Annotated in this window: 9 protein-coding genes; 6 read left to right on the top strand and 3 right to left on the bottom strand. The window is 59.0% G+C overall.

Annotation, left to right across the window (positions count from 1 at the left end):
• Positions 1–62: 62 nt before the first annotated feature.
• A complete protein-coding gene (gene ftsZ / locus ACODS3_RS00620) occupies positions 63–1,253 on the top strand; it encodes a cell division protein FtsZ (RefSeq protein WP_025261728.1) in 1,191 nt (396 codons plus the stop codon).
• A gap of 111 nt (positions 1,254–1,364) precedes the next feature.
• The gene (gene lpxC, locus ACODS3_RS00615) at positions 1,365–2,276 is read left to right on the top strand and encodes a UDP-3-O-acyl-N-acetylglucosamine deacetylase (protein WP_201005703.1); all 912 of its coding nucleotides are present in this window, start codon (positions 1,365–1,367) and stop codon (positions 2,274–2,276) included.
• 121 nt (positions 2,277–2,397) lie between these two features.
• Here the strand turns inward: lpxC and ACODS3_RS00610 are convergent, their stop codons facing one another.
• Positions 2,398–4,497 (bottom strand): multicopper oxidase family protein, encoded by a 2,100-nt coding sequence (locus ACODS3_RS00610; protein ID WP_236249975.1) that lies wholly within the window; start codon positions 4,495–4,497, stop codon positions 2,398–2,400.
• A 219-nt stretch (positions 4,498–4,716) separates the two neighbouring features.
• The gene (locus tag ACODS3_RS00605; RefSeq protein WP_201020581.1) at positions 4,717–5,244 is read right to left on the bottom strand and encodes a BRO-N domain-containing protein; all 528 of its coding nucleotides are present in this window, start codon (positions 5,242–5,244) and stop codon (positions 4,717–4,719) included.
• A gap of 536 nt (positions 5,245–5,780) precedes the next feature.
• Here ACODS3_RS00605 and gspK point away from each other — a divergent pair.
• Positions 5,781–6,746, top strand: coding sequence for a type II secretion system minor pseudopilin GspK (gene gspK, locus ACODS3_RS00600; RefSeq protein WP_489032816.1), 966 nt, complete (start codon positions 5,781–5,783; stop codon positions 6,744–6,746).
• A 105-nt stretch (positions 6,747–6,851) separates the two neighbouring features.
• On the opposite strand, the gene ACODS3_RS00595 is transcribed toward gspK, so the two are convergent.
• Positions 6,852–8,882: a PhoX family protein gene (locus ACODS3_RS00595; protein ID WP_489032814.1), complete on the bottom strand. Its 2,031-nt coding sequence runs from the start codon at positions 8,880–8,882 to the stop codon at positions 6,852–6,854.
• 231 nt (positions 8,883–9,113) lie between these two features.
• On the opposite strand from ACODS3_RS00595, the gene ACODS3_RS00590 reads away from it, so the two are divergent.
• Genes ACODS3_RS00590 through gspD form a run of 3 tightly spaced genes read left to right on the top strand, consistent with a single transcriptional unit; the run spans position 9,114 to position 13,138 of the window.
• A complete protein-coding gene (locus ACODS3_RS00590) occupies positions 9,114–10,766 on the top strand; it encodes a bifunctional UDP-sugar hydrolase/5'-nucleotidase (protein ID WP_304575340.1) in 1,653 nt (550 codons plus the stop codon).
• On the top strand, positions 10,763–11,191 hold the full coding sequence (locus tag ACODS3_RS00585) for a pilus assembly protein PilZ (protein WP_304575341.1): 429 nt from the start codon (positions 10,763–10,765) through the stop codon (positions 11,189–11,191). Before ACODS3_RS00590 ends, ACODS3_RS00585 begins: the two co-directional genes overlap by 4 nt.
• 3 nt (positions 11,192–11,194) lie before the next feature.
• Positions 11,195–13,138, top strand: coding sequence for a type II secretion system secretin GspD (gene gspD, locus ACODS3_RS00580; protein ID WP_489032812.1), 1,944 nt, complete (start codon positions 11,195–11,197; stop codon positions 13,136–13,138).
• Position 13,139: the final 1 nt, after the last annotated feature.

Below are 13,139 nucleotides of genomic sequence, written 5' to 3'. Positions count from 1 at the left end.
CTTCAAAAGTGGTAGCGGCAGGTAGTAGGCAGAAACAACTAGAGAACTGAAGGAGAGGGAAAATGTTCGAACTCGTAGACAACGTCCCGCAGAGCCCGGTAATCAAGGTTATCGGTGTGGGTGGTGGTGGTGGCAACGCTGTCAATCACATGGTCAAGAGCAACATCGAAGGCGTGGAATTCATCTGCGCCAACACTGATGCTCAGGCACTGAAAAACATCGGCGCACGCACCATCCTGCAATTGGGTACTGGCGTGACCAAAGGTCTTGGCGCTGGCGCCAACCCTGAAGTCGGCCGTCAGGCTGCACTGGAAGACCGTGAGCGCATTGCAGAAGTTCTGCAAGGCACCAACATGGTTTTCATCACCACTGGCATGGGCGGCGGTACCGGTACCGGTGCAGCTCCGATCATTGCCGAAGTGGCAAAGGAACTGGGCATTCTCACTGTTGCGGTCGTGACTCGTCCGTTCCCGTTCGAAGGCCGCAAGCGCATGCAGATCGCCGATGAAGGCATCCGTATGCTGTCTGAAAGCGTCGACTCGTTGATCACCATCCCCAACGAGAAGCTGCTGACCATCCTGGGTAAAGACGCCAGCCTGCTGTCGGCTTTCGCCAAGGCTGACGATGTTCTGGCCGGTGCCGTTCGCGGTATCTCCGACATCATCAAACGTCCGGGCATGATCAACGTCGACTTCGCCGACGTCCGTACCGTGATGAGCGAAATGGGTATGGCAATGATGGGCACTGGCTGCGCCAGCGGTCCGAATCGTGCGCGTGAAGCGACCGAAGCGGCCATTCGCAACCCGTTGCTCGAAGACGTGAACCTGCAAGGTGCGCGTGGCATCCTGGTCAACATCACCGCCGGTCCTGACCTGTCTCTGGGTGAGTACTCCGACGTGGGTAGCATCATCGAAGCGTTCGCTTCCGAGCACGCAATGGTCAAGGTCGGTACTGTCATCGATCCGGACATGCGTGACGAGTTGCACGTCACCGTGGTTGCCACTGGTCTGGGCGCGAAAATCGAGAAGCCTGTGAAGGTCATCGACAACACGCTGCAAACCGTCCAGCAGGCCGCTGCTCAACCGGCAGCAGCTCGTCAGGAAGCTCCATCGGTGAACTACCGTGATCTGGACCGTCCGACCGTAATGCGTAATCAGGCTCATGCAAGCGCCACGGCAGCGGCCAAGATGAACCCTAACGATGACCTTGACTATCTGGACATCCCGGCTTTCCTGCGTCGTCAGGCCGATTGATGAAATGTATCAGGGGTATTAGGGTGATTGGTGTTCAGCAAAGGCATGGTCTGCTATTATCGCCAGCCTTTGTTGATACCAGTTCGCAACTTGCGCTGAAGCGGCCATGCCATGATTAAACAACGCACCCTGAAAAATATTATCCGTGCCACAGGTGTTGGCTTGCATTCCGGGGAAAAGGTTTACCTGACCCTGAAGCCTGCGCCTGTGAATACCGGCATCGTGTTTTGCCGAGCCGACCTGGACCCTGTCGTGCATATTGCTGCACGGGCGGAAAATGTCGGAGACACCACACTGTCGACCACTCTGGTCAGCGGTGACGTCAAGGTCGACACGGTAGAACATTTGCTTTCGGCCATGGCTGGCCTTGGCATCGATAACGCCTACGTCGAGCTCTCTGCCTCCGAAGTTCCAATCATGGATGGCAGCGCAGGCCCTTTCGTATTCCTGATTCAATCGGCCGGCCTGGAGGAACAGGACGAGCCGAAGCAGTTCATCCGTATCCTGCGTGAGGTGACAGTGGAAGAGGGCGGTAAACGCGCTACTTTCGTGCCTTTCGAGGGGTTCAAGGTCAGCTTCGAGATCGATTTCGATCACCCTGTCTTCCGTGACCGCACCCAGAGTGCAAGCGTGGACTTTTCCAGTACTTCCTTCGTGAAGGAAGTCAGCCGTGCACGAACCTTCGGGTTCATGAGTGACATCGAGTACCTGCGCAAGCACAACCTCGCACTCGGCGGCAGCGTGGAAAACGCCATCGTGGTCGACAAGGAAGGCGTACTGAACGAAGACGGCCTGCGTTATGAGGACGAATTCGTCAAACATAAAATCCTGGATGCCATCGGCGACCTCTACCTGCTGGGCAATAGCCTGATCGGTGAGTTCCGCGGCTTCAAGTCGGGGCATGCACTGAACAATCGTCTGCTGCGCACGTTGATCGAGCAGCCGGACGCCTGGGAAGTCGTGACCTTCGAGGATGCCAGTACGGCACCTATTTCTTACATGCGTCCTGTCGCGGCCGTGTAAGCAAGCTTTACTCTCTTTCCTTTTGTTCTTTAAAGGCTGCCCTCGGGCGGCCTTTTTTTATGGCTTTTTCGCGGGTAAAAAAAGCGGCTCAGTGTGAGCCGCTTTTTTCAGTCAGAACCCATCAATGATGGCTGCTGCTGCCCAGATTGCCGCCATTGCCGTCGGGAATGCTGATGTTGACGTTCTGCATCATGCCCTGATCTTCATGATCGAGGATGTGGCAGTGCAACACGAATTCACCGATGTAGCGCTGGTAGCGGGTGCGGACGTAGATCTTGTAGAGGCCTTTGGTGTTCGTCACCGGGTCAAAACCCGGTGTCTTTCCGGTAGGGCCTTTGACAAACAGCGTGTCCTTCCAGACGCCTTTCAGGCCTGCATATTGAGCATCGTTGTTGTCGGTTTTATCCACAGCTCCCGGCTCACTGAGGTCAGTGCCATCCGGGCCGATGATCTTCTCGATCTGGAACGGGTTCACGTGGATATGGAACGGATGGCTGACGTAAGCCGATTGCAGAGTCCAGGTTTCCGCTGTCCCCAGTGTCAGCTGACGATTGATGACATCGGGCTTGTAGGGCTCTGCGTTCGCTGCGGTGGTGCCGACAGCAAACTTGACGTTGTTCGGATCGGTAGCGTTGAGCATGAACACCAGATTCTGCTCAAGATTGCCGCTCTTCTTCAGCTCCTCATCGGAGATGCTTGCGTGTGGAATGAACTTGGTCAGTTTCAGGTCCTTCTGAAGGTCGCTGACCACCAGCCTCTGAACCTCTGCTGGCATGTTGCGCTTGGCAGCAGCGACCAGTTCGGTGGTGACTGCGGCCTTGATGTCTTTGATTTTAGGGCCTGCGCCGACTTCAACGAAACCGAGCAGTTGCGTGCTGCCAGTGGTCTGGTTGACGCTTCCCGATGCGGTTTCAGGCTTGTCTACTACGCAATAGCGACCAGGTTCCGGAAACATCACCAGCAGGTCATTGCGATAACCTGGCTGCAAGGTGACCTGGCTGAGTTGCTGAGCCTTGTCCATGGTCAGGCCGTCTGAAGCGATGACCTGGAACGGCACCGGCTCCCCTACGCACTGGTTGGCGATGAAGCTTTCAGAGTCGGCGGTACTGATCCCTTCCTGGCTACGCTGGCGTCCTGTTTCGGCCATTTTGCGAAATTGCGGCACGATGGTGTCGCGAATGCCCGCATGTACCAGCCTCCAGCGCTCGATAGTGCCGCTGTTTGCGAAAAAGATCGGTTGGACCTGGCCGTTGATCGTGGTGTAACGCCCCGAGTTCTGCCAGTCGCTTGGGCCAAACTGCGCCTCATAGTTTTCCACGACCCCTATCTGGCCTTTAGCGCAATTCCAGTTATAGGTCTTGCCGCCATCGTCCGTGCAGGCATAGGGAATCTGTTGCAGGACCAGCAAGCGTTCGGTGAACGGCTTGCCATCAGCGCCTTTGAGCAAGGTATCGATATCGCCATTGCTTTCATGCGTCGGTTTGCGATCGCCATGGATCACCAGAGCGCCCGCCATGCCGCTACCCACTTGCAGGGCGGTAGAGCCGTGGCGATGTGGGTGATACCAGAACGTACCGGCCGGGTGGTCTTCGGGGATGTTGTATTCGTACTGGAAGCTGACACCGGGGTTGATCGACAACAATACGTTATCGCTGTTACCCGTCGGGCTGACCCACAGGCCGTGGGAGTGCAGGTTGGTGCCATTGAAGCAGTGTGGTTTGTCTGTCGCCGCATGAGGGTCGGTGCAGCTCGGATCCTTCGGCAGGTTGTTGTTCAGCGTGACCCGAATGGTATCGCCCGGCGTGGCATTGATCGTAGGGGCAACAAAAGGCCTGCGCGGGTCGACGTCTGTGCCTTTGTAGCTGCGCAGTCTGACCACATCGTCGTTCTTGGTTGTCGGGTTATAGATGCTACTGACGGTATAGCCGATATTCAGCACCAATTGCCGTTCCTTGCCTGCGCGAGGTGTCGGCGCGGGAAGCGGCTTGGTCGCAGCTTTTTCGACGCCCGAACGCATCAGCAAAGTAGTCTGGCCACTAACCGCCTGGCTCGGAGCCTGCTGTTGCAGATCGGGCGGATTGATGAACTGCCGTGATGACTCTTCGGCCATTGCGGGCAATGCCGTGCATCCCACTATCAATGCGGCAATCGCGGCGTGCAGATGGCAACGTTTCATTGCCGGTGCCGTGCCTTTGCTACAAGACTCTTCCAGTCTGGCCATATAAATCTCCCTGATTACAAATGATCCCAAAGGGACAACAAGAGTCGGTGTGCCGTGAAGGCCGCGTAACGATAGCCAATTAGTGGCCACTAGCAAGTCTTGTCGATATTAATTCTTGTTTGCGGCTCTCGGGCGCTGCTAGCTAATAGTGCAGGCCTTAATACTGATCAATTAAGGCGTACACATCACCTTGTGGGAGGGCAGCTTGCTGGCGAAGACTTATGTGAAGTGCGCCCCGATCCTTTGCCAGAAACCACGCTCAGGTGGCGGTGCAATTTCTGGCGCTATATGCGGCATATCCCGCAAGCGAATCCATGACTCATCACGCCATTGCATCACGCTCAATGAGGTGCCCGGCCACTGCAAATGACAGAGCCTCGGGTTATCCAGCGTTTCATTTTGCGGCGCGTGCAGCACCGTCAGCACTTCGTGGGTCAGCCACTGTCGCAGCGCCCGGTTTTCAGGGACGTAGTGATGAACCAGCAATGCAAATGCGCCTGACTCGCTGACCATCAATTGCTTTTGCCACTTGCCATTAGCCTGCAACCAGACAACCCGTCGCTGATCGCCATCGAGCTTGAGTGCTGAGCGTTCACCCAGCGTCTGGCCCATCAAGCGGGCAAGGTCGGCCAGACAAAACCATGCCTGGGCTTCGCTGAAAATGGCGCGCAGCATGCGGTGGTGGCGGGAGAAAAGGGTGGCTTCAAAATGGTCTGTGCAGGGGGGCGTTGGAGCGATATTCCGCATTGGTGGCACTCTACTTGGATCACGGATTGAAGCTGCCATGAATTGTCGCCAAACAATGGGTGGCAGCTATGTGAGGGTTGGCGAACCGGCAAGTAGAAAACCCGGCAGACCCGAAGGTCTCCCGCACACAGCCGCCATAACGCGGTGGCCGACAGAATAAAACGACTGCGCCGCGATGGGGAGTATTTACTTGATCGGATCGCCAAACCCGGTCGCTGATTTGGCAGCGAGTGGAGTGGAGGTTAGCCGTGGTGCTGCTGGTATGTAATCGGGGAATTCACAGGCGGTTGTAGGAAACCGCTATCAGGTGGCGGTGCAATCGCTGGCACGTGTATGGCGAGTCAGTGAGCGGGGATCACATGAGGTGCGCTGAAAATGTGTTGCCTGTAAGCAGGTCGTCGCGGCCAAGGCCCCTCCCACAAGTGATATGTACGCCCTGACTGATCGGCGTATAAGACATTTTCATAAATCTGCCACCAGCCTGAAACATCCCCGCTGTTGACTAGAGGGCTGCCCTCGAAACCCAAGGCTGGACGATGACGAAAAACCGACAACAAGGTGCGGCACTGCTGATGGTGCTGGTTGCCCTCGCCATGCTGGCTGCCGGGCTGGCCTGGATGGTCGAGCAGGGAAGGCAGGAGGTGGACAGCGTCCGTTTGCTTCAGCAGCGGGTTCAGGCTCGATCCATTGAAAAGGCGGCTCTGGCGTTTGCCGAGCAGGCGCTCAAGGACCCGGTGTGGCGCGCCAGCCCTTTATTCTGGCAGGCCTTGCGCGGGCAGCCTTTGAGCTACGACTTCAAGAATGGCAAGGCGAGTATCCGTATTGTCGATTTGCACCGCTGTTTCAACGTCAACAGCCTGATAGGTCCTGAAGCCGAGCGTGCGCAAAAGCAGCTGGTTTATCTGTTGGGCGCGGATATGGCGGCTGAGCGCCTGACCCAAAGCCTGACCGACTGGATAGACGCCGATCATCAGAGCAGCCTGCACGGTGCCGAAAACAACGAATACCTGCGCTCGTCGCCCCCGCGTCTGGCGGCCAATCAGTTGATGGTCGACATCAGCGAGCTGAACCTGCTGTTACCCGCCGACAGCCAGCGCGAACAACGTTATCCACAGTTGTGCGCATTACCGGAAACCACGGGCTGGCGACTGAATGCCAATGCCTTGAACCTCAGTGAATTGCCACTGCTGGAGGCCTTGTTCGAGGGGAAAGTCGAGCGCTCGCAATTGACTCGCCTGATCAGCGGCAGACCGGCCGGTGGCTATCTCGATGCCAGTGCCTTGCGCCAGGCCATGGGTGCCATGGACGATGAAGCCTTCGCCCAACTGAGCGAAGGCTTGCAACTCAACGGCGATCACTTCCTGGTGCAGATTGAAGTGGAGCTGGATGGCCAAACATTTCACAGCCAATACCGTACCGAAGCCCTGGGCATCGTGAAATGGCACAGTCGGGTGCCGGCACAGGAGATGGTGGTGCGGGAGCGGGAAGTGGGACGGCGGTAGTCGTAAGCTGCAAGCCGCAAGCCGCAAGCTACAAGCTACAAGCTACAAGCTACAAGCTACAAGCACTTGCAGCTCCCAACTTGCCGCTTGCAGCTCGCCCCTCAACTACACCGCCAGATCCCCGCCATCAGCCCGCTGGATTACCACGGTTGAAGCGCGTGGCCGAACCGTGCCCACGGTGACGTCGGTGGCGACATCGGTGGATGGCCAGTTCTCGGGGTGCTGGATATTGAGGAACATGGTCTTGTTGTCCGGCGTAAAGGCCAGGCCGGTGACTTCGCTGCCATTGGGGCCAACGAAGAAACGACGCAGGTCGCCCTGGTTCTGGGCATTGACCGGGATCTGCCTGCCTTGTGCATCGAGCATATTGGTCGGGATCACCGCCAGCATCTGGTCGTTGGTGTAGCTGGTAATGGTGGATTCGCCGTTGTCGGTCTGGACCCACAACACGCCACGGCTATCGAAGCTCATGCCGTCCGGGCTGGCGAACTGGTTCAGTTCGGTCAGGCCGGAGCGGTTGATATCCGCCGTGCCGGAAGCATTGGCGCCGAAAACGAAGATGTCCCAGGTGAACGACACCAGATCGTCGGCGTCATGCCAGCGAATGATATGCCCGTGCCTGTTGTTGACCCGTGGGTTGGCAGCGTTCGCCGTCGTGCGGCTGGTGTTGTTGGTCAGGGTCAGATAGACGTCGCCATTGAGCGGGTTGACGGCTGTCCATTCCGGGCGGTCCATCGGGGTTGCGCCCACGGCATCCGCAGCACCACGGGTGTTGAGGATGATGCCTGGCAGGTCGGTGAACTTGGCACCCAGGGTGCTGCTGTCGGTCGTTGCGGTGGCTACGTCGAGCAACAGCCAGTTGCCACTGCCGTCAGCGTTGAAGCGGGCGACATAGAGTTTGCCGCTGTCCATGTACTTGGCACCGGTTGCCAGGCGATCGCTCGGGTTGGCATCGGCCGCGTCCCACAGTGCGGTGGACACGAACTTGTAGAGGTATTCATTCTGCGAGTCGTCGCCCATGTAGAACACCACCGGCTTGCCGGGAGTGGTCAGGCCCGGCCAGCAGCCTTCGTGACGGAAGCGACCAAGTGCGGTGCGTTTCACTGGCAGGGTGCTTGCGCTGTAAGGATCGATTTCAACGATATAGCCATAGGTGCTGGCTTCGTTGCGGTAATCGTCCGTGGCGGTGGCACCGGACGGGGTGATGTTGAAACGGGTGAACTCGCCGTTGACCTCGGAAGCATCGCCTGCTGCGGTTTCCCAGCGATAGTTGCCGTTTGAGGTGGCGATGCCGATACGCACCTGATCTGCCGGGCGGGTACCTCTGTTGACGAAAATCCCTGGCCAGTTTTCTTCACAGGTCAGGTAAGTGCCCCATGGCGTGTAGCCGTTACCGCAGTTGTTGTTGGTGCCACGAGTCTGGCTGCCGTCGGTGGAGAACACGGTCTTGACGTGATCGGTGCCTTTCAGCGGGCCGGACAGGTTCATCACCGAGGCCGTGGTGAAGCGGCGGTTCAGCGGGTCGTTTTCCACCACTTGCCAGCGGTTGCCGACTTTGCTGATACGCACTACGCCAGCGCCATGGGCGTTGATTTCCTTGCGTACTTCTTCGACAGGCCGGACGCCACCCACCAGGGTCGCGCCAGACGGGTGCAAGGCGTCCTGATCGATGTATTCGAAGTTGATCGCCAGCAGGCCGTCGGTGGAACTGCCGTTGATGGGGAAGTAATGCATGCCGTCGTGGTGCATGCCCATCGAGTTGGCCTGGTCGGTGGACGTGTTGCTGCCGTCGCTTTTCCATGGGTTGGCGAGGTTGCTCAGCGGTGTGCCCCACGGTGCGAGTACGTAAGCGGTATAACCGGCGGCAATGGTCACGGCGTCGGTGAGGGAGCCGGGGATCGAGGTGAACCCCAGTTTCAGACCGGCTTCCGGTGTTGGCGTCGGTGCCGGGTCGTCATTTGAGTCGCCGCCGCTGTCAAAGCAACCGGTCAGCCCGGCACCCGCAATCATGGCAATCGCAGCACCCAGTCCGCCACGTACCACACTGCGACGGCTCAGATAGGTGTCCAGCACGGATGACAGCGGTTCGTTGGTACTCAGGTTGCGGTTCAGGTTATCGCCGGTATTACGACTCATTCATCAGGTCCTTTTTATGAAATAGGTTTGGAAAAGGAACCGGGACTGTAGAAGTCGAGTGTGATGATTCATTGGCAGTTTTATTAAGAAAACCTCTAAAAGTCGTCGTAGTTATTTCATTTTGTTACAGAGGGGCAATAAGGGCCCAGGTTAAAAATCTGCCATCAAACTGTCATTTTCCATCGCCAATATGCCGCCCCTGTGAAGGATTCGCCTCAGGACACAAGAACGATGGCTTCAATGGCGCGGCGCGATGTGTTGGGATGGATGACGGCTGGTGCCATGGCGCCGTTGCTGTCGGCCTGCTCAAGCCTTCAGTACACAGGCTCTGTTGCCAGCGGCAGCTACGTCGATCTGCTGTATGTGGCCGACACTCTCGATGCACGTCAGCCGGGCAAGCCCGTGGTTCCCGCCACGCGCCTGGGGCCTGCGACACGTATCGGGCAGGCACCCTGGATTACGGGTGCCAATGCCCGCGTTCACTCTCCCGATCAAAGCTCACTCAACAGCCTGCTCGACGCCAGCCTGAGCCAGCACATCGAAACCGGTGGCTATCCTGTGCTGGGCGCATTGTTGCAGCGTTTTCGCAGCGAAGCGGGCGAGGGCAACAGCCTCACACTGGAAAACGGCCAGTGCTGGAATGGCAGCGGCCTGGCTTATCTGACTCAGGGGAAGTCCGGCGTTCAAGGCAGCGCATTGCTGGGCAGTGAAGTGCGGGTCAGCAGTGATGAACGTCTGCTCTGGCCACAACAATGCACCGGTCTGTATCGCCAGTTCGGCCATCCGGTGCTTGGCGCAGACCTGGCTGCCGACGTCAGCCAGCGGCTGGGGACCGAAGCCGTGGCCTTCTTTCGTCGCGGTGGAATCCGGATCGCGGTGGTGGGCATTACCGACCCTTACGCTCGCGATCAGAAACTGTCTCTCAAACAATGGCACGACAGCCTGCAACCGGCACTTGAGCGCGCCCGTGCCGATGCCGATCTGGTGATCGCGCTGGCGGATGTCGGTACCGGGCCGGGGATCTGGCTGGCAGAGCGCCTGTCGCAGATTGATCTGGTGTTGTGCGCGCGGGGTCAGGATCTCTGGCCGCAACCGGTGGAAGTCATGCAAGCCTCCGGCAAGCGGGTGCCCGTGGTATTGGGTGGAACCCGTGCCAGCGGAGCCTTTCGCATTCGTTGCCAGCAGGTCGCTGGGCAATGGCAATTCACGGCGCGTTTTCATCCTGCCCTGGAAAGCACGTTGACTGCGGCTGATCAGGTTCAGGTCCAGCGTATTCGGCAACTTGCTCAACAACAACGCGCCGCCCATGCCGGTTGGCTCGACGAGCCACTGGCCCGTGCGCCGGAAAATCTCTGGCGTCGGGATGTGCGCGGCGGCAGTTGGGACCGCTTGCTGCATGAGGCATTGGCCGAGCGTGCGGACAGCCCCGTGTTGTTGCCGGGCCTGCGATACGACAGCCCGCTGGCGCAAGGGCAGATGATTACCCGCGAACACCTGATCAGCCTGACCGGCAGCTACCCGGCTCCGGTGGTGAATGTGCCAGCCAAACAAATCCCCAAGGTGCTGGAAAACGTCGCAGAGCAAATGTTTGGCGATATGTTGCTGCTGGACAACAGCCAGGACCTGCCGCGCTGGATGGGCCAGGCGTGGGAGGTCACCTACAGCGCTGGCGGCAAGCGGGTCAGTGGTGTGGGCGACCTCGCCGGACAGTGCCGGACGTTTGGTCTGGGCTTCGATGCGCAGGCCGGTCAGCCGCTCTGGCAGCACCTTGAAGCCTGGCTTCGCGAGCGTCCTGCGGACTGGCGCATCGCGCCTTTGCAATTGCCCCGGATGCGCTACGTGCAAGGTCATCCCGGCTGGCATCCTCGGGAGTCGACTGCATGATTCGTCTGGTCTGGGCGAGCCATGTGTTTCTGGTGATGCTGATCGGCTGGCTGGCGGCGCAGTGTGTGTTGCAGGCCTGGCATGGCTCGGCGCAACCCGCTACCGGCAGCGCGCCGACGGCTCCAGTGGCCGGTCTGTTGAGCAGCCATTGGCGAGCCGGCCCCATCCTCAGTAATGAGCTGCCCCTGACCACGCTGGGCATCGAATACCTGGGCAGCCTCAAGGCCATTCCCCTGAGCGCCACAGTGGTGGTGCTGCGTTTCGAGCAACGCCAGCGCACCCTGGGCCGCGGCCAGAAACTGGCCCCCGGCGTTTCTCTGCATGACATCGATGAGCTGGGCATGGTGTTCGACAACAACGGCAAGCTCGAACGTTTGCCATGGCCTGCGCAACGGCCGTCCTTCGGCTTCAAGCAACAGGGATAAGCAATGACCATCAATCGTTTCAAGCAGCCACTGCGTCTTGCCCTTCTGTTGTGTGCTTTGACCCTGAGCGGTGTCAGCGCAGAAGAGGAGCCGCTGTACGAGGTCAACTTTGTCGATACCGAACTCAGCGAGTTCATCGACAGCGTTTCGCGCATCACCCACACCACGTTCATCATTGATCCACGGGTCAAGGGCAAGGTCACTGTGCGCAGCAGCGAGATGCTGGGCAGTGAAGAAATCTACGATATCTTCCTGGCCCAATTGCGTGCCCAGGGTTTTGCAGCAGTGGACCTGCCGAACGGCAGCGTGAAGATCGTCCCGGATCAGGCCGCTCGCCTGGAGCCTGTGCCGGTGGAGTCGGGGCGCAATGCAGCGCAGGCCAACGACGGCATGGCGACCCGCGTCTTCAATGTGCGCAATGCCGCCAGCGAACAGATGCTCAATATCCTCAAGCCGCTGATCGATCCCCGAGTGGGGGTTATCACGCCGTACCCTTCGGCCAACCTGTTGGTGATTACCGACTGGCGCAGCAACCTGGATCGTATCGACAGCCTTCTGGTGCAACTCGATCAGGTCAGCCAGGAACCTCTGGAAGTGCTGCCGCTGAAAAACGCCAATGCCAATGACACCGCGCAACTGGTCACGCGCCTGCTGGCCCGCGAGCAAGGTGCTGACAGTGCGCAAGTGGTGGCCGACCCGCGCAGCAACGCTTTGCTGGTACGCGGCAGCACCGACAGCCGCGCACGTGTGCGGGCCTTGCTCAAGCAACTGGATAAACCCTACGACCCGCTGCATAACGCCAACACCGTGGTGATCTATCTGCGCCATGCCAATGCGGCGGAAGTGGTCAAGGTTCTGCGCGGGCTCAGTCAGGACGCCGCCGCGCCGACATCTTCAGCCCAAGGGAGCGAGAAGTCCCTGCCGGTGAGTACTTCGGGCATCCGCATGGAATATGAGGAAGGCACCAACGCCGTGGTGATGGTCGGGCCGGACAGCGAATTGACGGCCTATCGCAGCATCGTCGAGCAACTGGATATTCGGCGTGCCCAGGTGGTGGTCGAGGCCATCATCGCCGAAGTCTCGGACACCCGCGCTCAGGAACTGGGCGTGCAATGGTTGTTTCAGGGCGACAATTTTGGTGGCGGCGCGATCAACTTCAGTGGCAATGCCGCGAGCGTCACCAGCGTAGGCGCGCTGGTGCAGTCCGGGGATACGGCAGGCCTGGGACAGTTGTTGTCCGGGGTTCAGGGCGTGACAGCCGGGGTCGGCAACCTGAGCGGTGGCGGGCTGAATTTTCTGGCCTTGCTCAATGCCCTGAAAAGCCAGAGCGGTTTCAACCTCCTGTCGACGCCGACACTGCTGACGCTGGATAACGCCGAGGCGTCGATTCTGGTGGGGCAGGAAGTGCCATTCGTAACCGGCTCGGTGACCCAGGACAACACCAACCCCTATCAGACCATCGAGCGCAAGGAAGTCGGCGTGAAGCTGCGCATCAAGCCGCAGATCAACATCGACAACACCGTGCGCCTGGATATCGTGCAAGAAGTCTCATCAATTGCCGACAGCACCAGCGCCAGCGATGTCATCACCAACAAGCGCGAGATCAAGACCAAGGTCATGGTCGAGGACAACGGCCTTGTGGTGCTGGGCGGCCTGATCGGTGACGAGTCCACCACCAGCGATCAACGGGTGCCGTTGCTGGGTGACATTCCGGTGCTGGGCCGACTGTTTCGTTCCGATGCGACTCAGCGGGTCAAACAGAACCTGATGGTATTCATCCGCCCGCGCATCGTGCGCGACGGCGAGACGCTGGCTCAGCTCAGCAGCGAGAAATACCGAAATCTCAAGGCCAACACGTCGCTGGCGCTTCCCGGTGCAAACGATGGCGATCCGTTGCTGCAATTGTTTCCGGCCAGTCGCGAACGTCTGGACCAGGGCGCATGGTGAA

Source organism: Pseudomonas sp. FG43 (assembly GCF_057809175.1).
This window is presented reverse-complemented; position numbering and strand designations above follow the sequence as displayed.